The organism is Paracoccus laeviglucosivorans, from assembly GCF_900182695.1.
GTDB classification, from domain to species: Bacteria; Pseudomonadota; Alphaproteobacteria; order Rhodobacterales; family Rhodobacteraceae; genus Paracoccus; species Paracoccus laeviglucosivorans.
Genome location: NZ_FXTK01000010.1, coordinates 73,565 through 99,458 on the forward strand (window position 1 = coordinate 73,565; position 25,894 = coordinate 99,458).

Here is a 25,894-nt window from a genome sequence, read left to right on the forward strand (position 1 = left end):
GTCACGGGAAAGCCACAAGATTTGGTGGCTTTGGGGTTGTATTCAAGGGGGTTATGCCAATCCCTGCTGATCCAGCAGGGTGCGACCGTCGCGGCTCTCGATCTCGATCACCCAAAGATCAGGGTCGCGGCCGGCATGGCGGGTGATTTCGGCGTCGATTTCACGTTCCGCCGCTTGCGACAGACAGACCCATGGGCGCTGATCGGTCTCAAAATCCCATTCGCGGGACCACAGGCTGGCTTGCCCGTCCAGCGTGGCGCATTTGACCATCACCGCCCCCGCCGTGTCGTCGCCGTGGCGCGTGACATAAGCGGGGATGTCCGCAAGCCCCAGCCGTCGCAGATAGGCAGCAACCCAGATGCCGGCAGCCAGACGTGCCTCAGGCATCGCCGTCGCGGAAATCCAGGCCCATCTCGTTGTAACGCTCGGCCTCGTCCAGCCAGTTTTCGCGGACCTTGACCTGCAGGAACAGATGCACGGGGCGGCCCATGAATTCGATCAGTTCGGCGCGGGCGGCCTGACCCACGGCCTTGATCGTCTCGCCGCCCTTGCCCAGCACGATGCCCTTGTGGCCGGGACGTGCGACATAGACCACCTGATCGACGCGGGCGCTGCCGTCCTTCTTCTCCTCCCATGCTTCGGTTTCGACCGTCAGCTGATAGGGGATTTCTTCGTGCAGGCGCAGGGTCAGCTTCTCGCGGGTGATCTCGGCGGCGATCATGCGCATGGGCAGATCGGCCACCTGATCTTCGGGGTAAAGCCACGGGCTTTCGGGCACTTCCGCCGCCAGCCATTCCATCAGGTCGCCGCAGCCATAGCCCTTTTCAGCCGAGATCATGAAGGTCCTGGTGAATTCGAACGCGGCATTCAGTTTCTGCGACAGTTCCAGCAATTGCTCGGCCTTGACGCGGTCGATCTTGTTGATGACCAGCGCCACGGGGGTCTTGCCCGCATGTTCGCGCAGATTGTCGATGATCGACTGTGCGCCGTCGGTCAGGCCGCGATGCGCCTCGATCAGGAACAGGATGATGTCGGCATCGGCAGCGCCGCCCCAGGCGGCCTTGACCATGGAACGGTCCAGACGGCGGCGCGGGCGAAAGATGCCGGGCGTATCGACGAACACGATCTGCGACGCGCCTTCCATGGCGATGCCCCGGATGCGGGCGCGGGTCGTCTGCACCTTATGCGTGACGATCGAGACCTTGGCCCCTACCATCTGGTTCAGCAGCGTCGATTTCCCGGCATTGGGTTCGCCAATCAGGGCGACAAAGCCCGCGCGCGTTTCGGTCATGTGTTTCCTTCGATCTGTTCCAGCAGCGCGGCGGCAGCGGCCTGCTCGATGCTGCGTTTTGTGCCCTTGCCGCTGGCATTCGCTTCGCGGCCATCGTCCAATTGGACGGTGATTTCGAATTCCGGCGCATGGTCCGGCCCGGTGCGCGCCGTCTGCACATAGCGGGGCGGGCCCATGCCATGCGATTGTGCCCATTCCTGCAGCGCGGTCTTGGCATCGCGCGCATCGGCGTCGACATTGGCCAGACGCGCCGCCCAAAGCCGCAGGATCACGGCCCGCGCCGCCTCAAAGCCCGCGTCCAGATAGATGGCGGCCAGCACCGCCTCCATCCCGTCTGCCAGCAGCGCCTCTTTGCGGCGGCCGCCCGACATCATCTCGGATCGGCCCAGTTTCAGCACGTCGCCCAGCCCGATTTCGCGCGCGATGGCGGCACAGGTCTCACCCTTGACCAGCGCGTTGTAGCGCGGGGCCATCTGGCCCTCGGTCGCGGCGCGGTCGGCGGTAAACAGCGCCTCGGCCAGGGTCAGGCCCAGAACGCGGTCGCCCAGAAATTCCAGACGCTGGTTGTCAGGGCGCGTCGCCGTCGAGATCGAGCCATGCGTCAGCGCGCGCAACAGCAATTCGGGCCGGGCGAATTCATGGCCCAGCCGCTCTGAGAAAGCGCGCAGTTCAGCGGAAGTTTTCATATCGCGATCATGCCACGGCGGGGTCTGCCGCGGCAAATTCTTCCTTAGTCCACAGCCTTAAAGAAGCGGTCGGCACGCCACGTCCAGAAATACAGTAGCGATTTGCCCGCCGATGAGAACATGATCCGGTCAGCCCGACCGATCAGGTATTCCGCAGGAACCATGCCCACGCCACCAGCCGAGGCGGGCCAGCGCGAGTCGCCCGAATTGTCGCGGTTGTCGCCCATGAAGAAATAGTTGCCTTCGGGGACCGTGAATTCGGGGGTATTGTCGCCGGGGCCGTTGGCGGCCAGGTTCAGCACGTCATGGCTGACGCCGCCCGGCAGCGTTTCGGTGAAACGCTCAGCCACGCATTGGCCGCCCTCGGGTGCGCGGATCTGCGGCGGGCAGGGCAGGCTTTCGCCGGGGCCCTGCGGCTGCTGCGCCTCGGCAAAGGTGCCGTTGGGGACTTGCGGGGCGGCTTCGCCGTTGATGTAAAGCACGCCATTGCGCATCTGCACGCGGTCGCCGGGCAGGCCGATCAGGCGCTTGATGAAATCGTCGCCGCGCGTCGGGTGACGGAACACGACGACATCGCCACGCTGGGGTTCGGACGCCAGAATGCGCCCCGAGATCGGGCAGGCCGAGAAGGGGCAGGACACGGCGGAATAGCCATAGGCCATCTTGTTCACGAACAGGAAGTCGCCGATCAGCAGCGTGTCCTTCATGCTGCCGGACGGAATCCAGAACGGCTGAAAGAACAACGTGCGAAAGACGCCTGCGATCAGCAGCGCCCAGAAGATCGTCTTAACCGTTTCCCAGATGCCGCCATCCTTGCGGGCTTCGCTTTTGGCCATCTATGCCGTTCCCTTCCTGCGAAAGTCCCGCGTTCATGGGGTGCGCGGGCCCGGAAAGTCAAGCTGAACCACGGGGCATCACGCCGTCGGGAAGCGCCTCGATGACGACGAAAGCCTGCGCCCATGGGTGGTCGTCGGTCATGGTGACGTGGATATGCGCGACATGGCCCGGCGGCGTCATCGCAGCCAGCCGTTCGGCGGCCCAGCCGGTCAGTTCCATCGTGGGCTGGCCGGTGGGCAGGTTCCTGACCGCCATGTCCCGCCATGCGATGCCCATGGCAAGCCCGGTCCCCAACGCCTTGGAGCAGGCTTCCTTGGCCGCCCAACGCTTGGCCAGCGTCGCCGCCTCATGCATCCGCCGCTGGGCAAGGGCCAGTTCGGTGGGCGTGAAGACGCGGTTGCGAAAGCGGTCGCCGTGGCGTTCCAGCACCTTTGCGATGCGGTCGATATTGGCAAGATCGGTGCCGATGCCAAGGATCACGGGGGCCGTCCTTTCGTCAGTTGACCGGGGCGTCGCTGCCCATGATCCAGTCGCTCATGCCCGACAGCCGCGCCAAGGTCCAGTCATAGCTGGCCGAGATCGAAACCTCGGGCAGATCGGCGTAAAGCGATTTCGCGCCGTTCCAAGCGGTGCCGGGACTGGATTTCACCGCTGTCCAGATTTCGTCGCGGGTGGGGGGCTTGATGCCGCAGACCTCATCCTCGCTGATCGGGTTCTCGGGGTTGAAGGCGGCGTCCAGCTCGCGCATCTCCTGCATCATCTGGCAGGAATCGCTCAGTTCCCAAGCCGTCGCCGCCACGATGACGCCGACGCCGATCACCGGCAGCGCCTCGCCCACGGTCGAACCGACATTGCGCGTCGCCGCCACCGCCGCCCTGCGCGAGACCCGTTCGCTGGTGTCATGCACCGCCTCGCGGATGGCCACGCGCTGGCCGCGATAGGTGACGGGGGCAAGGCGGGCTTCGTCGGACATGCGGGCAATCTGCTGGCGCAGGGCGCGTGTCTCGGTGCGTCTGGCGGTGCGTTCGGCGGCCAGATCGGCATCGGCCTTTGCCAGCCGCTCGGTCATCCGCGCCTGTTGACTGCGGGCTTCGGTCACGGCGGTCTTGCGACCCGTGACGCTTTCAACGACCGATGCGACGGCCCCCAGAACCTGCGGCAACAGGGTCATCGCAATGGACAGCGCGACCGAGGCCACCATAAGCAGAACCATCAGCAGCGACCAAAGCCCCGTGACAGTCCTGACGATCAGGGAAAACGCCCGGCGCATCAGCCCCGCGCGGCATCCATGTGCCGGCGCATATCGCGGATGGCCTGATCCAGCCCGATAAAGACAGACTCGGCGATCAGGAAATGGCCGATGTTCAGTTCCACGAATTCCGGGATCGCGGCAATGGGTCCGACCGTGTCGAAGGTCAGGCCGTGGCCTGCGTGAACCTCAAGGCCCAGCGAATGCGCCAGCGCCGCGCCTTGGCGCAGCGCGGCCAGTTCGGCGTCGCGTTCGGCCAGCCGTCCCTCGGTGTCGAAATCGCAATAGGCGCCGGTATGCAGTTCAACGACCGCAGCGCCGATGCGGGCCGCGGCCTCGATCTGCGCGGCCTCATGCCCGATGAACAGCGACACGCGGCTGCCCGCATCGCGCAGTGGCTCGATATAGCGGCCAAGCGCGGCTTCGTTGCCCGCGACATCCAGACCGCCTTCGGTCGTACGCTCCTCGCGCTTTTCGGGGACGATGCAGACGGCGTGGGGGCGGTGGCGCAGCGCGATGGTCTGCATCTCTGCCGTCGCGGCCATCTCAAGGTTCAAAGGCAGACGCAGGTTCGCCATCAGATTGTCGATATCCGCGTCCGAGATATGGCGGCGGTCTTCGCGCAGATGCGCGGTGATGCCGTCCGCGCCCGCTTCCTCGGCCAGCTTCGCGGCACGCACCGGGTCGGGCCAGGGGGTGCCGCGCGCATTGCGGATTGTGGCAACGTGGTCGATGTTCACGCCAAGACGAAGCATGTGTCCCCTCCGAATGTTTCCGGCAGGTTTAGCGGGTTCAGGATGCAAGTCCAGATGCGGCGACCCACCAGCCGGGGTTTTCGGCGGCAATGCGGTCGCGCGCGGCCTGCGCATCGGCTGGGCTGTCAAACAGGCCAAAGCAGGTCGCGCCGGAACCCGACATGCGCGACAGAACCGCCCCCGCGCCGTCCAACACGGCAAGGCAATCGGCGATCTGCGGCATCAGCGCGATTGCGGGCGGTTGCAGGTCGTTGCGACAGGCGGCGACAAAGGTGATCAGCGCCCCGGCATCCACGAAATCGGGCAGAGCGTCGGGCATGGGTGGGTTGTCGCGCCGGGCCAGTGACCGAAAGACCAAGGGCGTGGACAGGCTAAGACGCGGATTTACCAGAACAAGATGCAGGGGCGGCAGCGCGGGCAGCGGGGTCAGAACCTCGCCCAGCCCCTGCATCCGGGTGTGGCGGCTGGCAAGGCAGACGGGCACATCGGCGCCCAGCATCTCGGGGTGTTCGGGCGTGGCACCCAGCGCGCGCAGCACGGCCGCCGCATCCGCAGACCCGCCCCCGATCCCCGAGGCGACGGGCAGGTTCTTTTCCAGAACGATCGCAGCATCGCGCCCCGCCAGACGCGCGGCGCGCAGGCACAGATTGTCCGGGTCGGCGGCCAGCTCTGCGGCGAACGGCCCGCGCAGTTCCAGCGATAGCGGCCCGTCCGCGACGGTGACGACATCGCCCACGTCCAGAAACACCACCAGCGAATCCAGCAGGTGATAGCCATCGGCACGCTGGCCGGTGACATGCAGCGTCAGGTTCAGCTTGGCGGGCGCGAATTCGCGACGAGGGGCGGACATCACTTGCCGGATTTGGCCTTTTCGTCGGCCAGCACCGCATCCAGCCCGCGATCCAGCTTGGCGCGGATGCGGTCGGTTTCGGTTTCCGGCGTCGGCTCAAGGCTCAGGGCGCGGTGCCATTGGATTTCCGCCTCGCGGTGGCGGCCGACCATCCAGTAGATGTCGCCCATATGGTCGTTGACCAGCGGATCGCCCGACATGGCCGACACCGCCCGCTCCATCGGGGCCACGGCTTCATCATAGCGGCCAAGGCGGTAATAGGCCCATGCGAGCGAGTCGAGGATATAGCCGTCATCCGGGCGCAGATCGACGGCGCGCTGGATCAGCTCCAGCGCCTCGTCCAGTTTTTCGCTGCGATCGACAAGGCTATAGCCCAGATAATTCAGCACCTGTGCGCTGTCCGGGCGCAGCTTCAGCGCTTCGCGGAAATCGGCTTCGGCCTTGGGGAACTGGCCCGAGCGTTCCAGCGCGATGCCACGGGCGTAAAGCGGGAACCAGCGCGCCTCGCCGGCATCCGGCCCGATCAGCGCCAGCGCCTTGTCATAGGCGGGAACGGCGGGGCTGAACTTGTCCTGCTGGCGCAGCAGATCGCCAAGCGCGATCCAGCCCTGCGCCAGATCGGGATAGGCGGCGGTCAGCGACAGCGCGGCCTTTTCGGCATCGGGCAGACGGTCGGCGCGGGTCAGCGCGTCGATGCGGGCAAGCTCGGCCATGGGGCGCATCTCGCCCAGCTCGCGCAGCGCCTCGAATTCGTTTTCGGCCAGATCATATTGGCCGAAACCCTGCAAAAGCTGCGCAGTCAGTAGCCGCGCCTCGCCCAGATTGGGCGAGAGGTAGCCAGCCAGCCGCGCATGGATCAGCGCAAGGGGATCGGGTTCCTCGTTCGTGGCCAGCACGCTTGCAAAAGTCAGATACACCTGCGCGATGCCGTCTGCAGGGGTTCTCACGCTGTCAAAGGGCAGGGTCTCACCCTTTTCCAGCCGGTCGCGCATCGAGACGAGCTGCGGCTCTTCCTCAAAGCCCGGCGTGCCTTCCAGCATGGCCACGGCGTCCTGATTGCGTTCAAGCTGCGACAGGATCTGCGCACGGGCGATCACACCAAGGATATGCGCGCCGGTATTGGGATCGGCCAGCAATTGCTCGGCCCCTTCGAAATCGCCGACCTTGGCCTTGGCCAGCGCAAGATGATAGTTCACCATCGGACGCGCACCGCGGACCTTGCCCAGTTCCTCGAATGCGGACAGGGCCTGACGGGCATTGCCCGCACCCAGCAGCGCCCATGCGCGGACCATCTTGTCCAGCAGCATATTGCCGCCGGGCGCGCCCTGTTCGGGATCGTCGCCCTGCGGGGCGGGGCTGTTGTCGATGGCATTGACCAGATCCTGCCAGCGTTCCGCGCGGGCCAGTTCCGAACGCTGCATCAGGCGCGCAAGCTCGGTCGCGCGGCCCTGATCGGACATGGTGACGGCCAGCGCGCCCGCCCGCTCCATCTCTCCGGCGGAAATCAGGGCGACCAGCGCGGAATCCTGCAGGAACGGATCGGTGTCGTCCTGTGCCATCGCTTGCAGGAAATAGTTGGCCGCCGTGGCGTAGTCGTTGCCGATGGCCGCCTGACGCGCGGCCAGATAGGGTCCGGCCAGACCGCGCGTTTCCGGCGCAGGCGCGGCGGGCGCAGCTTCGGCTTTGTCGGTGGGGCGATGGGGCGGCGGCGCTTCCTGCGCAAGGCGGGGAATGGCGAAGGCGCTGCCTGCGGTCATCGGCGCGGCGGTCAGCGCGATCAGCGCCAGCGAGATCAGTTTCTTCGTCACGGCTTGGGCCAGTCCTTCGCTGTTCGCGTCGTCTATGTCGCGTGCAGACCCTAGCGGCCTTGTCACAAATGGGCAACGCCGGGGGATGCCCGGCGTTGATTTGCTTGATCACATATTCGGGTAATTCGGCCCGTCGCCGCCCTGCGGAGTTGTCCAGTTGATGTTCTGCGAGGGGTCCTTGATGTCGCAGGTTTTGCAGTGGACGCAGTTCTGGAAGTTGATCTGGAAGCGCGGTCCCTCGGGGCTTTCCAGCACCTCATAGACGCCTGCGGGGCAGTAACGCTGCGCAGGTTCGGCGTAAAGCGGCAGGTTCACCGAGATCGGGATCGAGGCATCCTTGAGCCGCAGATGGCAGGGCTGCGATTCCTCATGGTTGGTGAACGAAAACGCCACATTGGTCAGCCGGTCAAAGGACAGCTTGCCGTCCGGGCGCGGATAGTCGATCGGCTTGAAATCCGCAGCCTTGCCGGTCGCGGCGGCGTCAGACTTGCCGTGTTTCCACGTGCCCAGCGGGTTCCAGCCCGTCAGGTTCGCGACCCACATGTCAAAGCCGCCAAGCGCAAGGCTGGGCCACAGGCCAAGGCGCGACCAGATCGGCTTGACGTTGCGCACCGGCTTCAGGTCACGGGCGATGTCGCCACCGCGCACCTCGGTTTCATAATCCGCCAGCTCATCGCCCTCGCGGCCCGCGGCGATGGCCGCCGCTGCCGCATCCGCCGCGGCGATCCCGGACAGCATGGCGTTGTGGTTGCCCTTGATGCGGGGGACGTTGACCAGACCGGCGCTGCAACCCAGCAGCGCCGCGCCCGGCACGACCATCTTGGGGATCGACTGCCAGCCGCCTTCGGAAATCGCCCGCGCGCCGTAAGCCACGCGCTTGCCGCCCTCCAACAGCTCCGCGACCAGCGGATGATGCTTGAAACGCTGGAATTCCATATAGGGATACAGATGCGGGTTCTGATAGTTCAGGTGGACGACAAAGCCCACAAGCACCTGATTTCCTTCAAGATGATAGATGAAGCTGCCGCCGCCCGCATTGTTGCCCAGGGGCCAGCCCATGGTGTGGGTGACGGTGCCGGGTTTCGCCTTGGCCGGGTCGATCTCCCAGATCTCCTTCATGCCAAGACCGAATTTCTGCGGGTCGTGGCCTGCCGACAGATCGTATTTGCCGATCAATTCCTTGGCGAGGCTGCCGCGCACGCCCTCGGCGATCAGGACATATTTGCCGCGCAGCTCCATCCCCGGTTCATAGCCGGGACCGGGGGTGCCGTCTGCGGCCAGACCCATTTCGCCCGCGACGACGCCGACCACGCGCTGGCCGTCATAGACCAGTTGGGAACAGGCCATGCCGGGAAAGATCTCGACCTCCAGCGCCTCGGCCTGTTCGGCCAGCCAGCGGCAGACATTGCCCATGCTGACGATGTATTTGCCGTGGTTCGACATCAAAGGCGGCATCGGCCAGTTCGGCACGCGCACCTGACCCTGTTCGCCCAGCACATAGAAATTGTCGGTCGTCACCTCGGTCGTGACCGGGGCGCCCTTTTCCTTCCAGTCGGGGATCAGCTTGTCCAGACCCGCCGTGTCCAGCACCGCGCCCGACAGGATATGCGCGCCGATTTCCGAGCCCTTTTCCAGCAGAACCACCGACAATTCGGGGTTGATCTGTTTCAGACGGATCGCCGCGGACAGGCCGGAAGGCCCGCCCCCAACGATGACGACGTCATATTCCATCGACTCGCGTTCGACTTCGGACATGGCTCGGCGCTTGCTCCCTGGCTCGATATTCTTTGGGGGACAGACCTAGCCTGTAATATTTCATGCGGCAATCGGAACGCGACGGAGTGACGTCTGCCTGCGACGTTTTCGACGCAATCCGAAAGCCGGATACCACATGCGGGCTATGGCGAATGGCCGCGGATCGGACATCCGGGACTTGAAACGTTGGTCCAATCGCGCCACGATGCCCGGAAGTTCAGGGGCGCCCTCGGCCAAAAAGGCCGGGGGCGTTCCAACACCTTTGTTTCGCGCAGAACTTGTGCCGCCGGAAATGCGGCCGGAAGGACCCGAATGGAAAAGATACCGATGACCCGCGCTGGCTTCGATCAGCTGGACGCCGAGCTGCGTGAATTGCGCGCGGTCGAGCGTCCTGCCGTGATCCGCGCCATTGCCGAGGCGCGCGAACATGGCGACCTGTCGGAAAACGCCGAATACCACGCCGCGCGTGAGAAGCAGAGCTTTGTCGAAGGCCGCATCAAGGAACTTGAGGGTTTGATTTCGCGCGCCGAAGTCATCGATCCGTCGAAGCTGTCGGGCAGCATCAAATTCGGCGCGACCGTAACGCTGGTCGATGAGGATACCGACGAGGAAAAGACCTATCAGATCGTCGGTGAGGCCGAGGCCGATCTTGAGCGGGGCCTGCTGAACATCCGTTCGCCCCTTGCACGCGCGCTGATCGGCAAGGATGAAGGCGACAGCGTCGAAGTCGTGACCCCCGGTGGCGGCAAATCCTATGAGATCCTGTCGATCCGTTATGCCTGATCCGGTGGCGGCATGAGCGCGTTGGACACGCTGCGCCAGTTGATCGCCCGTCAGGGCAACGAGCGGCTGACAAGCATCGGCGTCGCGGCCAGCATCGGATGGCTGCTGCTGGTTGTGCTGTTCGCATGGCTTGGCCCGGATGATCAGGCACGGGATACCGCGTCATGGCTGATCTGGGTGGTGGGCGTAATCCTGCCGCTGGCGCTGATCTGGTTCGGCATCTGGTCGGCCCATGCCCTGACCGCCCTGCGCAATGAGGCGGACGATCTGCGCGCGACGCTGGCGCAGATGCGCGCGGTCCAAGCCGCGCCGTCACATGTGGCCGAGCGTCCCGAGCCGGTTCCCGCCATGGTCCCGCGCGCAGCACAGCCGATGCGCCCGATGCCTGCGCGTGCGCCAGCCCCGCCGCGTCCCTCGGTGCCCGCCGATACCCGTCAGGCAAGGCTGGAGCTTGAGGCCCCCGCCGCCCCCGACCTGACGCCGACCGAGCTGTTTCTGGCGCTGAACTTTCCCGACGGCCCCGAGGACCGCGAGGCGATTCGCTGCCTGCGTCTGGCCCTGGCCGATCCCGGCATGGCGCGGCTGATCCGTGCCGCGCAAGATGTCGTCACGCTTCTGGCGGGGCAGGGCGTCTATATGGACGATCTGCAGATCCCCGAAACCGATCCCGCGCTTTGGGCACGCTTTGCCGAAGGCCAGCGTGGTGCGGCTGTGTCCGGTCTGGCTGTGGTCACGGACGACGCCGCCTTGCTGGGTGCGGCCACCATGATCCGCGAGGATGAGGTCTTCCGCGACGTCGCCCATCACTTCCTGCGCCATTTCGACAAGCTGCTTTCCCGCCGCGCCGAGATGGACGATCCCGGCGTGCTGGCCGTTCTGGCCGAAACCCGGTCGGGACGCGCCTTTATCCTGCTGGCGCAGGTCACGGGCATCCTTGGCGATGCGCCGCACGTCGGAGACGGCGACGACGCCACCCCGCCTGAGGATGAAGCCCTTTAAAGCGCGCGGCGCAGCAGATGTGCGGGGGCGTGCCACGGCCAGCCCTGCCGCTGCCGCCCGATGGGCTGAAATCCCATCGCCTGCCATGCGGCCAATGCTTCGGGGTTGTCGGCCATGACCTCGGCCAGCAGGGCGGGGTGGCCAAGGCGGCCTGCCTGCGATGCGGCGGCATCGACCAATGCACGGGCGATGCCGCGCCCGCGCCAACCCGCGCGAACCACCAACCCGTCAAGGATCATGTCGTCGGTCGTGACCCCGCCCCGATGCAGATGCGTCGCCAGATGCCGCAACCGCCCGCGTGCCGGACCGAAAGCCGCGACAAAGCCGCCGGTCCCATCGCCCAGGAAACCGCCTTCGACGCCGCGCAGGCCCGCGATCCCCACAAGCCCGCCCTGCGGTCCCAACGCGATCAACGCGCGTCCCGGCTGCATCAGCGCGGCGACCAGCGCGACGCCTTGCCGTGGCCGCGTGGGCATGGGTTGCAGCGCCGCCCCGAAGCCGCGCCAGTAAAGCCGCGCCGCCGCGCCTTGCAGATGCGGTGGCACGCCCTGATCGATGCGAATGGTGATCGGCATGTTTGCGGTCAAATCCCTGCGATCCCTTGCGCTGTCTTTCGGCTTTCGCCAATCTGCCGCAATCCTTAGCCCAAGACGAAGCCGTTTCCATCATGTCCGTCGATCAAAGCGCAGGGGCCCGGCAATCCGCTGCCGATCCCACGCCAGAACAGGCGCGCGTCCTTGCGCGCTCGCCCGCCGAATGTCTGCGCCACGGTATGCTGGGCGCGATCCCGTTCCTGCTGGTATTGCTGCCCTTTGGCATGTTGTTCGGGGTAGTGGCGAATGAGACCGGGCTGAACCTGCCGCAGGTGCTGGGCTTTGCCATTCTGGTGCTGGCGGGTGCGTCGCAATTCACCGCCGTGCAATTGCTGGGGGAACATACGCCCGCGATCATCGTCATCGCATCCGCGCTGGCGGTGAACCTGCGCATGGCGATGTATTCCGCATCGATGGTGCCATGGGTGGGCGAGGCGTCGGCACGGGACAAAGGGCTGATGGCCTATGTTCTGATCGACCAGACCTATGCGCTGGCGATCCAGCATTACGAGGCGAATCCGCGTCTGCGACTGGATCAGCGGCTTGCCTATTTCTTTGGCGCGGCGATTACTGCCTGCGTGCCTTGGGTGGTGGCCTGCGCGCTGGGATTCACGCTGGGCCGCGCGATCCCGGAAAGCTGGGCGCTGGATTTCGCGCTGCCGATCACCTTTCTTGCGATGGTCGCGCCGATGCTGCGCACCCCCGCACATATCGCGGCGGCCCTGACGTCGATCATCTGTTCGCTGGCCTTCAGCGGGTTGCCTTCGGGGCTGGGCGTGCTGCTGGCCGCGCCCGTGGCCATGGCCGTGGGCGTCTGGGTCGAAATCTGGACCGAGCGTCGAAAGGCAGGTGCATGATGATCGCATCGGATCTGACCATCTGGCTGGTGATCCTGTCGCTGGGACTAGGCACGTTCCTGCTGCGCTGGTCGTTTCTGGGCGCCATCGGCACGCGGCAATTGCCGGGCTGGGCTTCGCGCGCTCTGCGCTATACGGCGGTGGCCGTGCTGCCCGCGCTGGTCGCACCGCTGGTCGTCTGGCCTGCCGCGACCGGGGGCCAGCCCGATCCCGCGCGCCTGACCGCCGCAGCGGTCACGCTGATCGTCGGGCTATGGACCCGCAACCTGCTTTACGCAGTGATTGCGGGCATGATCGCGCTGTTCGGGACGCTTTATCTTTGGGCGTGAAGCTGGCCGTCGGCACCGTATCCGGTGACCGTGCCGTTCTTTTGCCGCAGCAGCACGTTGTGGTTGTTCGCCGGATCGCCGTCCATGTGCTTTTTCGAGGTGACGCCCGGCAGCGTCAGGAACCAGTTCCGCAGCTTCAGCGGTGAAAAGCCCGAGGGCGCACCTTCGAAACCCGGCACATTGCGCAGAACCTGACCCGTCGCCACGGCGCAGAAGCTTTTGTTCGTCGCACCCTGCGCCTCGGCGGCGCGGATTGCGGCGTCGGCCACCGCCAGCGGCACCTGCACGGTGTCTTCGGCGACCCAATAGGTTTCGCGGGCGTGATAGTCGATATAGAAGTTCTTGAAATTCGGCGTGATCCCGTAAAGTACGTCATGGCGTTCCGGGATCGACGGGTGGTTCCAGCTTCCCGCCGGGTCGAAGATCACGCGCTGGCTGCCATTGATCAGCAGCGCGGAATGACCGCCTTCGCCGCGCGGAATCCCGATCACCGTCAGAAGCGAGATCGAGGGCGGCTCGTTCGCGACGTAGCGCGCCGCGCGCACCGACTCGTCGCTGCTCCAGACATTGTCGGCGCCGCAGGCCGCAAGCGCGACTGGCAGGGCCAGCGCGAGGAAGGCACGTCTTTGCATGATCTACTCCGGGGTGGTCAGGCGTTGGTCAGCGCCATGAAGATCAGCACACCAATGGAAAGTCCAGCCACCCAGGTCGAGACCTTGATGAAACCGGCGAATGTCTTCTGGTGATCGGTAATGTCCATTTCACCGTGCTTGTGTTCGGTGACTTCGTGATGCGAGGCCATGGCTCCCCCCTTGTTTCCTGCATTCGGTCGCAGACTGGATAACCCAGCCCGGACGACCTGTCACGCCCCCCAAAGGGTGGCACCGTCCGGGGTCTGGCCCACGGGCCACACCCGGCCCGCTGCGGCCAGATGGTTGATATGTCCCACCGCCTCGGCCAGCGCCAGACCGTATTCCGGTTTGCCGATCATGCGGCGATACAGCAGTTCGAAACAGTCCGTGACACTGCGCGGCCGGACCTGAAGCCCGGCGACAAGCCGGTCATTCGCGGCCATCTGGTTGTCGATCAACTGCCGCAGCCGCGTTGGCAGCCCGCGATAGGGCACCTTGTGGCCGGGCAGGATCAACTGCTCGGGTCGGGCAAGGGGCAGGAATTCGCGGCAGCTGTCCAGCCACGCGCCCACCGTGTCGGCCCCCGGTTCGTTCGGATAGACCCCCAGATTGGGCGAGATCGAGGCCAGAAGCTGATCGCCCCCGATCACCAGATCGTCGTCCAGAGACCACAGCGTGACATGTTCCGGCGCGTGGCCTTCGCCCATGCGGACCGACCAGCGACGATTGCCGAAGCGGACCTGTTCGCCAGCCCGCAGCCGCAAATAGCCGGGGGGCAGAGGCGCGCTGGCATCCGCCATGTTGAAGGGCCGTTCCTGTTCGCGTTCGGCGATCATCTCGGGCGGCATTCCGTGCGTGCGCCAGAAGGCCACGGCCTGCGGGGTGGGGCGTTCCTGAACGTCCAGGATCGACATGCGCGCCATCAGCCATGCCGTGCGCGAGGTCCAAAGCTGCGCGCCCTGCTGAACGAACCAGCCCGCCATGCCGATATGGTCGATGTGGTGATGGGTCGCGATCAGCCGCGTGACGGGCGCGTCCGACAGCGGCCCGTCCAGCAGGGTTTGCCAGATTGCCCGCCCGTGCCGCGTGTCGATGCCGGTATCCACGACCGTCCAGCCGTCATCGTCGCGAAACGCATAGACGTTCACCGTCTCGGGCTTGAAGGGCAGCGGCATCTGCATCCACAGCACGCCGGGGGCGATTTCGACGGCTTCGCCTGCGGCGGGCGGGATATGCGGGGTCGAACGGATCACCCGGCCATCTGACCCAGCAATGCCGCATCGTCAAGCGCCTCAAGATCGTCCAGCCCGGCGCGGGCCGCGGCCAGATCGCCCGCATATTGCGGCAGGATGCGTGTGACATAGACCCGCGCCAGCGGGACCGAGCCGCCGCGCGTCGCCGCCCGCAGGTGGTAATGCGCCCCCAGCACGCGGGAAAATGCCGCAAGATAGGGCACGGCACCGGCAAAGCGTTCGGGCAGGTCGCGGTCCAGCAGATCCTGCGTCGCTTCGCGCAGCGTTTCGGCGGCCTGCCAGACGTCATGGGCCAGCTCGGGCTGACTGGCCTGCGCCGATTTGGCGCCGTCCAGCACCTCGTCCAGCAGAGCCATCGCGGCGGTGCCGCCATCGGCCAGCTTGCGGCCCACAAGGTCCATCGCCTGAATGCCGTTCGTGCCTTCGTAGATCGAGGTAATGCGCACGTCGCGCAGATATTGCGCCACGCCCGTCTCCTCGATGTAGCCCATGCCGCCATGGACCTGCACGGCGGTATCGGCCACGCGGGTGCCGACATCCGTGCCATGCGCCTTGGCGATGGGCGTCAGAAAGGCGGCGCGCGCGGCCCAATCCGCCTCGGCGGTGGCGCGCGACATGTCGATCGCAACGGCGCAGGCCAGACAGATGGCGCGGGCCGCAAAGATTTCCGCGCGCGAGGTCGCCAGCATCCGGCGCACGTCCGGGTGGCGGATGATCGGACCCATCTGCACACGCTCGGCGGCATAGGCGGTGGCCTGTTGCAGCGCCGCCTCGGCCTGCGCGACGCCTTGGACGCCGACGCCAAGGCGGGCGCAGTTCATCATGGTGAACATCGCGGCCATGCCCTTGTGTTCCGCGCCGACGATCCAGCCCTTTGCACCTTCGAAGGACATGACGCAGGTGGGGCTGCCATGGATGCCCAGCTTGTGTTCCAGACTGACGACCCGCAGATCATTGGGCTGGCCGGGATTGCCCGCATCGTCGGGAATGAATTTCGGCACCATGAACAGGCTGATGCCGCGCGTCCCCGCCGCCCCGTCGGGCAGACGCGCCAGAACCAGATGGCAGACATTGGCCGACAGGTCGCTGTCGCCCCATGTGATGAAAATCTTTTGCCCGGTGATCCGGTAAGTGCCGTCATCAGCACGCTGGGCCTTGGTGGTCAGCGCCCCGACATCGGAACCCGCGCCCGGTTCGGTCAGGTTCATCGTGCCGGACCATTCGCCGGAATTCAGCTTGGGCAGATACAGCGATTTCAGCGCATCGCTGCCGTGATGCTCCAGCGCCTCGATCTGGCCCTGGGTCAGCAAAGGGTTCAGTTGCAGCGCCAGACAGGCCGAGGCGGTCATTTCATTGACCGCCATGTTCAGTGCCTGCGGCAGACCCATGCCGCCATGTTCGGGGTCGGCGGCAAGCCCGATCCAGCCGCCTTCGGCCAAGGCACGAAACGCCTCGGCAAACCCCGGCGAGGACCGCAGTGCCCCATTTTCCAGCCGCGCGGGATGCAGATCGCCCGCACGGTTCACCGGCGCGATCACATCGGTCGCAAGTTTGCCCGCCTCGGTCAGGATCGCGGTCACGGTCTCGGGCGTGGCTTCGGCAAAGCGGTCGGTCGCGGCAAGCTGGGGAAAGTCCACGATCTGGTCAAGGATATAGGTGATCTGTGCGACCGGTGCGTGATAGGCCATGTCCCATTACCTCCCGCGCCTTGGCAAATCCGGCCTGGGCGCATAATTGTTCCCCGTGAGGCCACCATATGGACCGCGCCCGCGCAACCGCTACCCGACGTAACAGATGCAGACCCAACTGATTTCACCCGATCCCGAAGGCATTGCCCGGATCAGCGCGCTGCTGACCGCAGGCGAAGTCGTGGCGATCCCGACCGAGACGGTCTACGGCCTTGCGGGCGATGCGCGCAATGCGGTGGCTGTCGCGCGGATCTATGCGGCCAAAGGGCGGCCCAGCTTCAACCCGCTGATCGTGCATCTGCCCGATCTGGAAACGGCCGAGCGTATCGCGGTTTTCGACGCGCAGTCGCGGGCGCTGGCTGCGGCGTTCTGGCCCGGTGCACTGACCATGGTGCTGCCGCTGCGCCCCGACGCCGGCATTGCATCGCTGGTGACGGCGGGATTGGGGACCGTGGCGATCCGGCTGCCTGCGCATCAGGCGGCGCGGACTTTGCTGCGCGCCTTCGGCGGGCCGCTGGCCGCGCCTTCGGCCAATCCTTCCGGGCGGATCAGCCCGACGGCCGCCGCCCATGTCGCGGACCCGGTAACGGGTCTGGGTGGGCGGATCCCGGCGGTGCTGGATGCGGGCGCCTGTCCGGTGGGCGTGGAATCGACGATCATCGGCTGGGTCGCGGGCCAGCCTGCGCTGCTGCGTCCGGGCGGGATCGCCGCCGAGGATATTCAGGCGGTGCTGGGTCAGCCGCTGGCAGCCCCTGTCATCGACCCCGACATGCCAAGCGCGCCGGGGCAGTTGACCAGCCATTACGCCCCCCGCGCCAGCCTGCGCCTGAACGCCACCAGCGCAGCTGCGGATGAGGTGCTGATCGGCTTTGGCGACGTCGCAGGAGAGATCAGCCTGAGCGAGAACGGCGATCCGGTCGAGGCGGCGTCGCGGCTGTTCGACATCCTGCACCGTGCCGATGCGCTGGGTCGTCCCATTGCGGTCGCACCGATTCCAGAAACCGGGTTGGGTGCGGCGATCAACGACCGCCTGCGCCGCGCCGCCGCCCCACGCTAGGCGGGGCAGGGGCGGCGGGTGTCAGGCGTGGCCCGCATTTGGCGACAGCGCGATCGGATCGACGCCCATGCCGCGCAGGGCTGCGTTCCATTTGCCGGGATTGTCCGCGCCAAAGATGATTTCGTCGTAACGCTCGGTCGTCAGCCAGCCATTGTCCAGAATTTCCGAATCAAGCTGACCCGGACCCCATCCGGCATAGCCAAGCGCCAGCATCGCGGGCTGCGGGCCGCGCCCATTGGCGTAATCTTCCAGAATGTCGCGCGTCGTGGACATGGCCAGATCGTCGCAGATCAGCATATGCGCGTCATCGGGCGGCGTGTTTTCCGGCAGCCGATGCAGCACGAAGCCGCGCCCCGGCTCGACAGGCCCGCCAAATCGGACGGGAATGTCGATGGCCTTGTCGCTGGCGCTGATGCCCAGCTGTTCCAGCAATTCGGTAAAGACGATCTCGGGCATGGGCCGGTTGACCACCAGCCCCATCGCGCCTTCCTCGGAATGGGCGCAGACAAGGATGACGGAATGTTCAAAGCGCGGGTCGCGCACGCCGGGCATGGCGATCAGCATCTTGCCGGTCAGGTTGCTCGAAGGGTCCAAATGCCGCTCCATTGGTTTCCCTTAAAGATCGGACCTGACAGCCGATTGCGCAAGAGAGCGCGGAACTCCTGCCGGATTTGTGACTTCCCGACCACCCCCTGCGACGCCTAAGAATGCGAACATGAAAGCTTTTGTCCTGCTGACCTGTCTTGCCGTGCCTGCCCTTGCCCAAGGGGCGCTGGCGCAATCCGACCCCGACGACCTGCCGCCGGGGCTGGTTTCGGCCGAATTGCTGCCGGGCTGGATCACGCCGGACGGACACCGCATGACGGCATTGCGGCTTGAGCTTGAGCCGGGCTGGAAAACCTATTGGCGCAGCCCCGGCGATGCGGGCGTGCCGCCGCGCTTCGACTGGCAGGGGTCGCAGAACATGGCGCAGGTGACGCCGCACTGGCCCCGCCCCGAAGCCATCGAATCGGGCGGAGAGCGCACGCTGGGTTATCACGACCAGCTTGTCCTGCCGCTGGAGATTGCGCCCGCGACCCCCGGCCAGCCGGTCGATCTGCAGGCCAAGGTGGATTTCGGGCTGTGTCTGGACATCTGCGTGCCCGCCCATATCGTGCTGACCGCGCCCCCCGTGGGTGACGGGCCGGACCCGCTGATCCAGTCCGCTTTGGCCGAGGTGCCCGAACAATCACCCGACCATCCCCTGTGCCGGATCGAGGAAATTGCGGACGGGATGCGCGTCACCGCGCTGTTTCCCGATGAAAATGCGCCGGAAGTCGCGATGGAGTTGCCCGACACATGGGTATCGCAGCCCGAGCTTGAGCAGCGTGACGGCATGTTGCACGCGCAGGCGGATTTCGTGGGCGAAACGGGCAAACCCTTTGCGCTGGACCCGTCGCAGCTGGTGCTGACGCTGATCGCGCCCGACCACGCCACCGAATATCGCGGCTGCAATACCGAAGGTTAGGGCTTCGGCCCCGCCTCAAGCCTTGCGGCGATGGACAGAAGATCGCCCCACGCCTCGCGCTTGGCCAATGGCGTGCGCAGCAGATAGGCGGGATGGGTCATGGGCAGCGTGGGCAGGCCGAACGCCTCGGACCACTGACCGCGCAACTTCAGGATGCCCTGACGGTTCAGCGCCGCAATGCAGGGCGTGTTGCCCATCAGGACCAGCATTTCCGGCTGTGCCAGTTCTACATGCCGGCGCAGAAACGGCAGCATGGCCGCGATTTCGGCAGGTTCGGGGCGGCGGTTGCCCGGCGGACGCCATGGCAGGACATTGGTGATGTAAAGCCCGCGCTCGGCATCCACGGTGTCGCGGGCAAGGCCGATGGCCGCGAACATGCGGTCCAGCAACTGCCCCGCACGCCCGACAAAGGGTCGGCCCTGCAAATCCTCTTCCTCGCCTGGTGCTTCGCCGATCACCATGACGCGCGCGCCCGCCTTGCCATCGGCAAAGCAGAAATTGCGCGCACCCTTGCGAATCTCGATGGCGTCAAAGGCTTCCTGCGCCTCGGCCAGTGCGGCCAGCGTCGATGCGCCAGCGGCCAGAGCTTCGGCGCGGGCGGCGTGATCCTCGGCCTCGTCCCGGCGCGGCGCGGGGGCAGCAGCGGGGGCGGCTGCAGGGGTTTCGGCGCGGTCGGGCAGATCGTAGCGGTCGATCGCCGCATCCATGCAGGGTTCGTCCGCGCCAAGCTCGGCCTGCCACTGAAGCAAGGCCAGTGCCGTTTCCGCGTCCAGCGCGAATCCCCTATATGTCGGATCAGCCGTCATGGGGCGCAAGCTATTGCCCCATGCCCGCGCGGACAAGCCGCCCTATTGCGATTGCGTCAGGGGCGTCGTGCCGCCGCCCATATCGACCAGCTTCTGGATCAGCGGCTTGGCCGTCGGCCCGATGCGGTCGCAGGCCTGTGGGTCGTCCAGCAGCTTGAATGCGGGCCCGTAATATTTCTTGTCATAGGTCGTGGCATTCAGTCCCAGCTTGGCGGCCAGCCTGTCGCCCGTGCCGGTGATCAGCGTCCATTCGCCATTGCTGATTTCATAGCCCGGACAGTTCGAGGTGATGACATTCACATTCGCCAATTCCTCGATCAGCCTTGCCGCCTCGGCATCGTCGATCTGCGAGATGTCGGGAAGCTGGACCGTCACGCCCCCATCCGCCAGCGCCGCACCTGTCATCAGGACCAGCGCGCCGGCCGCTGCCGCCATTGCCTTCATGGGCTGCCCCTTTATTCGGTTCCTTGGCTCTATCGGGCATCAGCCGCCTTGCGGGCGCAACCCAATTCGCCGTGAACTTGACGCAAGGCCATGGCGGGGCTAGGCGATCTGACGACGCGATGAAAAGCACGAGGAGATGCCCGCGATGACCACCCATTCCCTGCTGATCCTGCCCGGCGACGGCATCGGCCCCGAAGTCATGGTCGAGGTCCGCAAGGTCATCGGCTGGTTCCAGTCGAACCGCGGCATCGCCTTTGACGTGTCCGAGGATCTGGTCGGCGGCGCGGCTTACGACAAATACGGCAAGCCCCTTGCCGACGAGACGATGGCCAAGGCGCAATCGGTCGATGCCGTCCTGCTGGGTGCGGTCGGCGGCCCGGCCTATGACAACCTTGATTTCAGCGTCAAACCCGAACGCGGCCTGCTGCGTCTGCGCAAGGAAATGGACCTGTATGCCAACCTGCGCCCGGCGCAATGCTTCGACGCGCTGGCGGATTTTTCCTCGCTGAAGCGCGAGGTGGTCGCTGGCCTCGACATCCTGATCGTGCGCGAACTGACCTCGGGCATCTATTTCGGCGAACCGCGCGGCATCCATTCCGACGACAACAACCCCGAGAATGAGGGCGGGCGCGTCGGCATCAACACCCAGCGTTACACCTCGGGCGAAATCCGCCGCGTGGCGCGGGCCGCATTCGAGCTGGCCAAGAAACGCGGCAACCGCGTCTGTTCGATGGAAAAAGCCAACGTCATGGAATCGGGCATCCTGTGGCGCGAGGAAGTGCAATGGGTCCACGACAACGAATACCCCGAGGTCGAGCTGTCGCACATGTATGCCGATAACGGCGCCATGCAGCTGGTGCGCCGCCCCAACCAGTTCGACGTGATCGTGACCGACAATCTGTTCGGCGACATTCTTTCGGACGCGGCGGCGATGCTGACCGGATCGCTTGGGATGCTGCCTTCCGCGTCGCTGGGTGCGCCCATGGCCAACGGTCGCCCCAAGGCGCTGTATGAGCCGGTCCACGGCTCTGCCCCTGACATCGCCGGTCAGGGCAAGGCCAACCCGATCGCCTGTATCCTGAGCTTTGCGATGGCGCTTCGCTATTCCTTCAACCTGCTGGCCGAAGCCGACCTGCTGGAAAAAGCGGTCGAGAAAGTGCTGGCAGACGGCGTTCGCACCGCCGATCTGATGGGCGCCGAAGGCGGCACGCCGGTTTCGACCGCCGAGATGGGCGACAAGATCGTCGCGGCCCTGTCGGCGCTGTGATCCCCTTGCCGCGCCTGCCTGTGGGTGGGCGCGGCTTTTGCTGCGGGGTGCGAAAATCCCCTTGCATTCCGCCGCCCCACGGGCTACCTGCCGCTCCACGGTCGGAGCGTAGCGCAGCCTGGTAGCGCACCTGCTTCGGGAGCAGGGGGTCGGAGGTTCGAATCCTCTCGCTCCGACCATTTTCTCTCTCGATTATTGTTTTAGAGCTACGGATGCTTTGTCCCTAACTGCTCTAACTGTCCTTGGCTGGGCGTGAGTGTCTGGAAACCGGGCGCTTTGAAGTTGCTTGAACCGTCCAAAGGCGCCGCAGTTACCAATGCCCCGGCCCGGTTAGGGCGCTATGGATCAAGGGTCATCGACTTGTCGCTGCGGGCAGGATCACCTCGGCCCCGTCCTTCATGGCGATCATGGACCAGATGCTTTCCGCGATCATGTCGGGGTCGATGACCGGGATCTGCGGAGCGACTGTGGCACCTGCGGCAGTCGCCATGGGCACTCCGGCTGATCTGTCGATGATGGCCCCGATGGTTACTTTCCCGCGAACACGCCGCGATCCCTTACCTCCGCATTCAGGGTATGGACATCACCACGGCCCAGACCGAGTTAGACAGTCGTCTTGCGACGACCAAGACCGGATGATGACAGCTGCGATGCAGCCACTCCCAACCCGGACACCCGCAGCGCTTTTAACAGCAATTGGCACTGGCTAGTTTTTCCGCCCCTCGGTCGTCGTGGAGCCGGATGGCAGGGCTGAGTTCTTCAGCATCGAAGCACGCCATGCCAGATTTTCCGTGCTCAGGATCGTGTTCAACGCCTCTGCCAGCACCTTGTTCTTATCGCCCGTGCGGTAAGGTCCGGCCTCGGCATGATACAGGATCGCTTCGCAGCGAAGCGCCTCGCGTGCGGTGCGATAGTAGATCCAGCGGTCGTGAAAACCAAACAATTGCCTTGCGCCCTGAACGATCGTGATTGCGGCACCCAGCACCGCCATTCTGAAGGTCAGGGCAGCGGTATCGGCGCCGATCAGCGGGATCAGCGGAATGGCCGAGGAAAATACCACGATCAAAAGGCTGGACCCGTGATGCAGCACCGAGGCGATCCTTGCATGGGTTTCGTAATATTGCGCATTGCGCAGCAGCGTCGCAAGGCTGTCGGTTTCCAAGGGATGCGTCGCGACACCAAGGAGCATCTTCATCCGCGGCCTTCGTAGAAACCTTGCCGCAAACTTGGGGTGGCGTTCATCGGGCGGGGGTTTTCGATCAGCACCCGGTCGCCCAGATAGACACGCGCGGGAAAGCGAAACGGCGTGGGGGCAAGGCCGTCATACATCGTTTCGCCAGCATCGATTCCCGCAGACTCGATCGCGGCCTGATCCCAGACCAGACGGACCGAGGCGAAGATCGGCAATATCAGCTGCTCGCCCGGTCCGATCACCGGCAGACCATCCATCATCTCGGTGCCGACCCGGTCGGCCACGCATTCGTCGCTGATCGAGCTTTTGAAACAAGGCGGGTCTTGCGACAACGAACCGTCGATGAAGCCGTCATAGGCATCTATCGCCTTTTGGTCGTTGTCGAGCAGCGCCAGTTCGATCCGCAGCCCCGTCAACGGATCCGGGTCGAAAGAACGCAGCGCATAGGTTCCCAATATCACATCGGCGCGCGTATCCGATCTGCAGGCCGCTTCCCATCCAGCGACGGTTTCGGCGGGGACGGGGTCATCGCCCTCTCCGCCCATCGCAAGGCTTCCGGCCGAGCCAGCGCAGAACACCTGCGTTGCCTGCATGACCTGATCGTCCAGATGCAGCAACCATGCAGGCTGAACCATCCGCACGCCCTGCACCTGTTCGGCGATCCGCTCGAACCCCTCGCGGATGCCGATGCCGGGTTCCAGCTCGACCATCAGGTATTCTTCGCTGATCTTGGGCAAGGGCGGGTCGCGAAACCAGCCCGCAATCCGCCCGGTCGTATCGGCCATGTCGCCAAAAAGCCCCAGAAGAAAGGCCAATGCCGCCAGGATCAGGGGCGGCGTCCATTTTCGTTCCGGGCGCACAGGCGGAGCGGGGGGCGAGACACCCGGCGGGTTTGTATTGGCATCGTGTGACATCTGCTCCTCCGGGGGAAAAGCGGGGGCATTCAGGCTCGCAAAACCTGATCTGCGGGCAGGATCGTGGTGACGAACTTATAGGAATTGTTGGCCCGGTATCGCGGGTCGGATTTGACCGACTGCATGAATTCCTTGTGCCCGGCCGTGGTGCGCCCGACCAGACAGCCCGCGCTGGTATTCTTGATGCTGTCGCGGCTGACATCATAGCCCCAGTGCTGATTGATCCCGAAAATCCCGGTATCTATCGCATCGCCGGTGCGAATACGGTCGCGGTTCTTGTCGCGATAGACCGAAACGTCGGCCACCTGCACCAGAGCTTCATGATCGCCGCGATGAATACCTACGGCCCATGCCTTGTATTGGCCGAATTTGATCCGCGCGGCACCCGCCGGATTGACTGGATTGTCGGTAAAGAAATCGCCCGGCTCGGTCGTCGCTTCCCAGGCCAGATGCTTGATCGCACCCTGCGTATCGAACCAGAACACGATGCGCAGATCGTTGAACTTGTCCGGCTCATCGCTGTTCATGCCGCCGTCCGGGTCCGCACCCTCAAGGTAAACGATATTACGGCATTCGGGGAAGCGGCTGAACCAGTATCCGTTGCGTGCCATGTGGTCGATGACCCTGTCCATCCAGTCCCCGCTCCAGACCGGGTTGGCCAACGGCGCTTTCGGCGCGATCAGCAATTCCGCCGCCGCCATGTCCAGCAATTGATCCCCGATGCCGTTGCGCAGACAGAATTCATGCACGGCCCAACCGGAAACCGAACCGAAGCTGCCATCCGGCGGCGGGTCCAGATAGCCCTGTTCGGACAGCTTCTGCTGCACCGCGATCACCAACTCCTTATTGCCGCCGATGGCCGCAAAGGGCAGCGGCGTCGCCAAAGCGCGCAATATCGTGGTGGCCTGCGCTGCCGCGGCGCTTTGTGCCCCAAGTGGTGCCAAGGCATTGTTCGGGGTGGGGCCTGCGGGATTGCCTGTTTGCGCATCGGGTTCGAATGCACCGACGAAACTGGGGCATTCATCGGCAAACCAGCTGTCCTTGCGGGAAACCGCCATCGCATCGTTGAAACGTGCGACGAATTTATCGATATGGTAGCCACCTTCGGGCGGGTGGCACCACAATCGCCAACGATTGCCCTCGAATTTGGCGTGGCGCGGCGAGCCGGCATTATAGGCGGCAGCGACCAGAACGGGGTCGAAATTCGTCTTGTCCCGCTGGCGTGCGATATATGCCGTGCCAGCCATGATCGAGATGTCGGGCTTGAACAGATCATTTCCGGAAAGCCGCTTATCCCCAAGCGCCTCTCGCGCGGATTCCAGCAGCGTCTGCATAAGGCCGAAGCTGGCATCGTTCTTTTCTTGCCGAAACGCATCCGGCTTGCCGCTGCTTTCGGTTGCGATCGTCGCAACGATCAATTCAACAGGAACGCCGTAACGCTTGGCTGCCGCCACGCAATGGATGCCGAATTCCTTCCATATGCGGGTCACGGTGACCGGATCGCCGGTCGTGCCGACCGGTCGTCCGCCCTCGACCGAGATGCCTTCGGCAATCAGGGCCCATGTCACGCTTCCCTCGAACTGACGGTGCTGCTGGCCCAGCGTGGCCAATATCTGCCGGATCAGTCCCGGATCAGCCCTGACCGTGATAAGTGGCGGGGGTTCGGGTGCGGCAATTTCCGGTGCAGGCAAAAGCGCGACGGGCTGTGGCGGCGCAATCTGGCGCGACACAAGCTGGCCCAATTCGTCGCTTGCCTGCTTAAGCGAGGCATTCAGCGCCTCGGTCTTTTCTTTCGAACCTTGGCTGCTGCCCCAGTAAAAGGTCACGACGGTGGCGGCCAGCCCGTTCACGAAGCCGACCGCGCTGCCGATAAGTCCGAATGCCGCCATGGCAAAATTGGTATTTGTCGCGTCGATCTTGACCATTCCTGCGGTCAGCAAAAGCAGCAGCAGGATCATCATCGCCATGCTGATGACGGCGACCCACACGATGGTAATACCGCCGCGAAATATCCGCTCGCTCATGCCGCTTTCAACCTGAAAGCTGCGCGCAGCTTCGCGGTCGCGTTGGTCAAGCTCGGCGAAACGGAAGTTGTTTTCCACCTCGTATGTTTTCAGGTCGGATTCAGCACGCCGCAATGCGGGCATGATTTCCGGGTCAGCGGCATTCTTTTCAATCACACCCGATAATGCCGCAGGCGATAATGTCGCGGATCCGGGTGCAATATATCGCCCCAACGCATTTGCGACAATCGCTGCCCCCAAAGCATTCAACGGCGGTGGCAGTGTCAATGCAGAAAGCAATGTCGGTGCGGTCGAGCGAAGTAACGTGGTTACAGCAGG

The 25,894-nt window shown here is 64.9% G+C and carries 29 protein-coding genes and 1 tRNA gene; 8 read left to right on the forward strand and 22 right to left on the reverse strand.

Going from position 1 to position 25,894, the window contains the following annotated elements; translation table 11 throughout:
• Positions 1-51: 51 nt before the first annotated feature.
• The 10 genes from FN835_RS12080 to FN835_RS12125 form a co-directional block, all read right to left on the reverse strand.
• The gene (locus FN835_RS12080) at positions 52-387 is read right to left on the reverse strand and encodes a DUF1491 family protein (RefSeq protein ID WP_142663479.1); all 336 of its coding nucleotides are present in this window, start codon (positions 385-387) and stop codon (positions 52-54) included.
• Positions 380-1,291 (reverse strand): GTPase Era, encoded by a 912-nt coding sequence (era, locus tag FN835_RS12085; RefSeq protein WP_142663480.1) that lies wholly within the window; start codon positions 1,289-1,291, stop codon positions 380-382. The genes FN835_RS12080 and era overlap by 8 nt, the downstream gene beginning before the upstream one ends.
• Positions 1,288-1,977: a ribonuclease III gene (gene rnc / locus FN835_RS12090; protein ID WP_142663481.1), complete on the reverse strand. Its 690-nt coding sequence runs from the start codon at positions 1,975-1,977 to the stop codon at positions 1,288-1,290. Before rnc ends, era begins: the two co-directional genes overlap by 4 nt.
• Before the next feature lie 44 nt (positions 1,978-2,021).
• Complete coding sequence (lepB, locus tag FN835_RS12095) at positions 2,022-2,813, reverse strand: signal peptidase I (RefSeq protein WP_142663482.1); 792 nt, start codon at positions 2,811-2,813, stop codon at positions 2,022-2,024.
• Positions 2,814-2,871: 58 nt separating this feature from the next.
• Positions 2,872-3,294: a holo-ACP synthase gene (gene acpS, locus FN835_RS12100; RefSeq protein ID WP_142663483.1), complete on the reverse strand. Its 423-nt coding sequence runs from the start codon at positions 3,292-3,294 to the stop codon at positions 2,872-2,874.
• A gap of 16 nt (positions 3,295-3,310) precedes the next feature.
• Positions 3,311-4,084 carry a hypothetical protein gene (locus tag FN835_RS12105; protein WP_142663484.1) on the reverse strand — a complete coding sequence of 258 codons (774 nt, stop codon included), beginning with the start codon at positions 4,082-4,084 and terminating at the stop codon, positions 3,311-3,313.
• The gene (locus FN835_RS12110) at positions 4,084-4,818 is read right to left on the reverse strand and encodes a pyridoxine 5'-phosphate synthase (RefSeq protein ID WP_142663485.1); all 735 of its coding nucleotides are present in this window, start codon (positions 4,816-4,818) and stop codon (positions 4,084-4,086) included. The genes FN835_RS12105 and FN835_RS12110 overlap by 1 nt, the downstream gene beginning before the upstream one ends.
• A gap of 37 nt (positions 4,819-4,855) precedes the next feature.
• Positions 4,856-5,668: a 4-(cytidine 5'-diphospho)-2-C-methyl-D-erythritol kinase gene (locus FN835_RS12115; protein WP_142663486.1), complete on the reverse strand. Its 813-nt coding sequence runs from the start codon at positions 5,666-5,668 to the stop codon at positions 4,856-4,858.
• Positions 5,668-7,476 carry a tetratricopeptide repeat protein gene (locus FN835_RS12120; RefSeq protein ID WP_142663487.1) on the reverse strand — a complete coding sequence of 603 codons (1,809 nt, stop codon included), beginning with the start codon at positions 7,474-7,476 and terminating at the stop codon, positions 5,668-5,670. The genes FN835_RS12115 and FN835_RS12120 overlap by 1 nt, the downstream gene beginning before the upstream one ends.
• A 108-nt stretch (positions 7,477-7,584) precedes the next feature.
• A complete protein-coding gene (locus FN835_RS12125; RefSeq protein WP_142663488.1) occupies positions 7,585-9,231 on the reverse strand; it encodes an electron transfer flavoprotein-ubiquinone oxidoreductase in 1,647 nt (548 codons plus the stop codon).
• A gap of 312 nt (positions 9,232-9,543) precedes the next feature.
• Here FN835_RS12125 and greA point away from each other — a divergent pair, with 312 nt between their 5' ends.
• Complete coding sequence (greA, locus tag FN835_RS12130) at positions 9,544-10,014, forward strand: transcription elongation factor GreA (RefSeq protein ID WP_142663489.1); 471 nt, start codon at positions 9,544-9,546, stop codon at positions 10,012-10,014.
• Positions 10,015-10,026: 12 nt separating this feature from the next.
• Complete coding sequence (locus tag FN835_RS12135; RefSeq protein WP_142663490.1) at positions 10,027-11,013, forward strand: hypothetical protein; 987 nt, start codon at positions 10,027-10,029, stop codon at positions 11,011-11,013.
• Here FN835_RS12135 and FN835_RS12140 read toward each other — a convergent pair.
• Positions 11,010-11,588, reverse strand: coding sequence for a GNAT family N-acetyltransferase (locus tag FN835_RS12140; protein ID WP_142663491.1), 579 nt, complete (start codon positions 11,586-11,588; stop codon positions 11,010-11,012). The genes FN835_RS12135 and FN835_RS12140 overlap by 4 nt on opposite strands.
• A gap of 92 nt (positions 11,589-11,680) precedes the next feature.
• On the opposite strand from FN835_RS12140, the gene FN835_RS12145 reads away from it, so the two are divergent.
• Positions 11,681-12,463: an AzlC family ABC transporter permease gene (locus FN835_RS12145; RefSeq protein WP_142663492.1), complete on the forward strand. Its 783-nt coding sequence runs from the start codon at positions 11,681-11,683 to the stop codon at positions 12,461-12,463.
• Positions 12,463-12,792 carry an AzlD domain-containing protein gene (locus FN835_RS12150; RefSeq protein ID WP_425467471.1) on the forward strand — a complete coding sequence of 110 codons (330 nt, stop codon included), beginning with the start codon at positions 12,463-12,465 and terminating at the stop codon, positions 12,790-12,792. Before FN835_RS12145 ends, FN835_RS12150 begins: the two co-directional genes overlap by 1 nt.
• On the opposite strand, the gene FN835_RS12155 is transcribed toward FN835_RS12150, so the two are convergent.
• From FN835_RS12155 to FN835_RS12170, 4 genes are read right to left on the reverse strand one after another with little or no spacing between them, the layout of a single operon-like run.
• Complete coding sequence (locus FN835_RS12155) at positions 12,777-13,424, reverse strand: hypothetical protein (protein WP_142663494.1); 648 nt, start codon at positions 13,422-13,424, stop codon at positions 12,777-12,779. The genes FN835_RS12150 and FN835_RS12155 overlap by 16 nt on opposite strands.
• Before the next feature lie 17 nt (positions 13,425-13,441).
• Positions 13,442-13,594 carry an aa3-type cytochrome c oxidase subunit IV gene (locus FN835_RS12160; RefSeq protein ID WP_142663495.1) on the reverse strand — a complete coding sequence of 51 codons (153 nt, stop codon included), beginning with the start codon at positions 13,592-13,594 and terminating at the stop codon, positions 13,442-13,444.
• 60 nt (positions 13,595-13,654) lie between these two features.
• Entirely contained in the window at positions 13,655-14,677 is a 1,023-nt protein-coding gene (locus FN835_RS12165; protein WP_142663496.1) for an MBL fold metallo-hydrolase, read from the reverse strand.
• A complete protein-coding gene (locus tag FN835_RS12170) occupies positions 14,674-16,365 on the reverse strand; it encodes an acyl-CoA dehydrogenase family protein (RefSeq protein ID WP_142663497.1) in 1,692 nt (563 codons plus the stop codon). Before FN835_RS12170 ends, FN835_RS12165 begins: the two co-directional genes overlap by 4 nt.
• A 106-nt stretch (positions 16,366-16,471) precedes the next feature.
• On the opposite strand from FN835_RS12170, the gene FN835_RS12175 reads away from it, so the two are divergent.
• Positions 16,472-17,422, forward strand: a complete 951-nt coding sequence (locus FN835_RS12175; protein WP_142663498.1) for an L-threonylcarbamoyladenylate synthase — start codon at positions 16,472-16,474, stop codon at positions 17,420-17,422.
• A 21-nt stretch (positions 17,423-17,443) separates the two neighbouring features.
• On the opposite strand, the gene FN835_RS12180 is transcribed toward FN835_RS12175, so the two are convergent.
• Positions 17,444-18,016, reverse strand: coding sequence for a YqgE/AlgH family protein (locus FN835_RS12180; protein WP_142663499.1), 573 nt, complete (start codon positions 18,014-18,016; stop codon positions 17,444-17,446).
• 121 nt (positions 18,017-18,137) lie between these two features.
• Here FN835_RS12180 and FN835_RS12185 point away from each other — a divergent pair, with 121 nt between their 5' ends.
• Entirely contained in the window at positions 18,138-18,929 is a 792-nt protein-coding gene (locus tag FN835_RS12185) for a protein-disulfide reductase DsbD domain-containing protein (RefSeq protein WP_142663500.1), read from the forward strand.
• Here FN835_RS12185 and FN835_RS12190 read toward each other — a convergent pair.
• Both FN835_RS12190 and FN835_RS12195 read right to left on the reverse strand, forming a co-directional pair.
• Positions 18,926-19,735, reverse strand: coding sequence for a uracil-DNA glycosylase (locus FN835_RS12190; RefSeq protein ID WP_142663524.1), 810 nt, complete (start codon positions 19,733-19,735; stop codon positions 18,926-18,928). The genes FN835_RS12185 and FN835_RS12190 overlap by 4 nt on opposite strands.
• A gap of 42 nt (positions 19,736-19,777) precedes the next feature.
• Positions 19,778-20,179: a hypothetical protein gene (locus tag FN835_RS12195; protein ID WP_142663501.1), complete on the reverse strand. Its 402-nt coding sequence runs from the start codon at positions 20,177-20,179 to the stop codon at positions 19,778-19,780.
• Positions 20,180-20,324: 145 nt separating this feature from the next.
• Here FN835_RS12195 and leuB point away from each other — a divergent pair, with 145 nt between their 5' ends.
• Both leuB and FN835_RS12205 read left to right on the forward strand, forming a co-directional pair.
• Positions 20,325-21,446, forward strand: coding sequence for a 3-isopropylmalate dehydrogenase (leuB, locus tag FN835_RS12200; protein ID WP_142663502.1), 1,122 nt, complete (start codon positions 20,325-20,327; stop codon positions 21,444-21,446).
• A gap of 102 nt (positions 21,447-21,548) precedes the next feature.
• Positions 21,549-21,625 (forward strand) — tRNA-Pro (locus FN835_RS12205).
• A gap of 173 nt (positions 21,626-21,798) precedes the next feature.
• Here FN835_RS12205 and FN835_RS21245 read toward each other — a convergent pair.
• The 4 genes from FN835_RS21245 to FN835_RS12220 all read right to left on the reverse strand — a co-directional run bounded on the left by FN835_RS21245 (position 21,799) and on the right by FN835_RS12220 (position 25,699).
• Positions 21,799-21,936 carry a hypothetical protein gene (locus FN835_RS21245; protein WP_185958657.1) on the reverse strand — a complete coding sequence of 46 codons (138 nt, stop codon included), beginning with the start codon at positions 21,934-21,936 and terminating at the stop codon, positions 21,799-21,801.
• 216 nt (positions 21,937-22,152) lie between these two features.
• Positions 22,153-22,641 (reverse strand): DUF4231 domain-containing protein, encoded by a 489-nt coding sequence (locus FN835_RS12210; RefSeq protein ID WP_142663503.1) that lies wholly within the window; start codon positions 22,639-22,641, stop codon positions 22,153-22,155.
• Positions 22,638-23,552 (reverse strand): hypothetical protein, encoded by a 915-nt coding sequence (locus tag FN835_RS12215; protein WP_142663504.1) that lies wholly within the window; start codon positions 23,550-23,552, stop codon positions 22,638-22,640. Before FN835_RS12215 ends, FN835_RS12210 begins: the two co-directional genes overlap by 4 nt.
• 29 nt (positions 23,553-23,581) lie before the next feature.
• Positions 23,582-25,699 carry a peptidoglycan-binding protein gene (locus tag FN835_RS12220; protein ID WP_142663505.1) on the reverse strand — a complete coding sequence of 706 codons (2,118 nt, stop codon included), beginning with the start codon at positions 25,697-25,699 and terminating at the stop codon, positions 23,582-23,584.
• Between the last annotated feature and the right edge of the window lie 195 nt (positions 25,700-25,894).

Coding starts and splice junctions, on each gene's coding strand:
- FN835_RS12080 (WP_142663479.1), bottom strand. CDS start 387: ATGCCTGAGGCACGTCTGGCTGCCGGCATCTGGGTTGCTGCCTATCTG.
- era (WP_142663480.1), bottom strand. CDS start 1,291: ATGACCGAAACGCGCGCGGGCTTTGTCGCCCTGATTGGCGAACCCAAT.
- rnc (WP_142663481.1), bottom strand. CDS start 1,977: ATGAAAACTTCCGCTGAACTGCGCGCTTTCTCAGAGCGGCTGGGCCAT.
- lepB (WP_142663482.1), bottom strand. CDS start 2,813: ATGGCCAAAAGCGAAGCCCGCAAGGATGGCGGCATCTGGGAAACGGTT.
- FN835_RS12105 (WP_142663484.1), bottom strand. CDS start 4,084: ATGCGCCGGGCGTTTTCCCTGATCGTCAGGACTGTCACGGGGCTTTGG.
- FN835_RS12110 (WP_142663485.1), bottom strand. CDS start 4,818: ATGCTTCGTCTTGGCGTGAACATCGACCACGTTGCCACAATCCGCAAT.
- FN835_RS12115 (WP_142663486.1), bottom strand. CDS start 5,668: ATGTCCGCCCCTCGTCGCGAATTCGCGCCCGCCAAGCTGAACCTGACG.
- FN835_RS12125 (WP_142663488.1), bottom strand. CDS start 9,231: ATGTCCGAAGTCGAACGCGAGTCGATGGAATATGACGTCGTCATCGTT.
- greA (WP_142663489.1), top strand. CDS start 9,544: ATGGAAAAGATACCGATGACCCGCGCTGGCTTCGATCAGCTGGACGCC.
- FN835_RS12135 (WP_142663490.1), top strand. CDS start 10,027: ATGAGCGCGTTGGACACGCTGCGCCAGTTGATCGCCCGTCAGGGCAAC.
- FN835_RS12140 (WP_142663491.1), bottom strand. CDS start 11,588: ATGCCGATCACCATTCGCATCGATCAGGGCGTGCCACCGCATCTGCAA.
- FN835_RS12145 (WP_142663492.1), top strand. CDS start 11,681: ATGTCCGTCGATCAAAGCGCAGGGGCCCGGCAATCCGCTGCCGATCCC.
- FN835_RS12150 (WP_425467471.1), top strand. CDS start 12,463: ATGATCGCATCGGATCTGACCATCTGGCTGGTGATCCTGTCGCTGGGA.
- FN835_RS12155 (WP_142663494.1), bottom strand. CDS start 13,424: ATGCAAAGACGTGCCTTCCTCGCGCTGGCCCTGCCAGTCGCGCTTGCG.
- FN835_RS12160 (WP_142663495.1), bottom strand. CDS start 13,594: ATGGCCTCGCATCACGAAGTCACCGAACACAAGCACGGTGAAATGGAC.
- FN835_RS12170 (WP_142663497.1), bottom strand. CDS start 16,365: ATGGCCTATCACGCACCGGTCGCACAGATCACCTATATCCTTGACCAG.
- FN835_RS12175 (WP_142663498.1), top strand. CDS start 16,472: ATGCAGACCCAACTGATTTCACCCGATCCCGAAGGCATTGCCCGGATC.
- FN835_RS12185 (WP_142663500.1), top strand. CDS start 18,138: ATGAAAGCTTTTGTCCTGCTGACCTGTCTTGCCGTGCCTGCCCTTGCC.
- FN835_RS12190 (WP_142663524.1), bottom strand. CDS start 19,735: ATGACGGCTGATCCGACATATAGGGGATTCGCGCTGGACGCGGAAACG.
- FN835_RS12195 (WP_142663501.1), bottom strand. CDS start 20,179: ATGAAGGCAATGGCGGCAGCGGCCGGCGCGCTGGTCCTGATGACAGGT.
- leuB (WP_142663502.1), top strand. CDS start 20,325: ATGACCACCCATTCCCTGCTGATCCTGCCCGGCGACGGCATCGGCCCC.
- FN835_RS21245 (WP_185958657.1), bottom strand. CDS start 21,936: ATGGCGACTGCCGCAGGTGCCACAGTCGCTCCGCAGATCCCGGTCATC.
- FN835_RS12210 (WP_142663503.1), bottom strand. CDS start 22,641: ATGAAGATGCTCCTTGGTGTCGCGACGCATCCCTTGGAAACCGACAGC.
- FN835_RS12215 (WP_142663504.1), bottom strand. CDS start 23,552: ATGTCACACGATGCCAATACAAACCCGCCGGGTGTCTCGCCCCCCGCT.
- FN835_RS12220 (WP_142663505.1), bottom strand. CDS start 25,699: ATGCCCGCATTGCGGCGTGCTGAATCCGACCTGAAAACATACGAGGTG.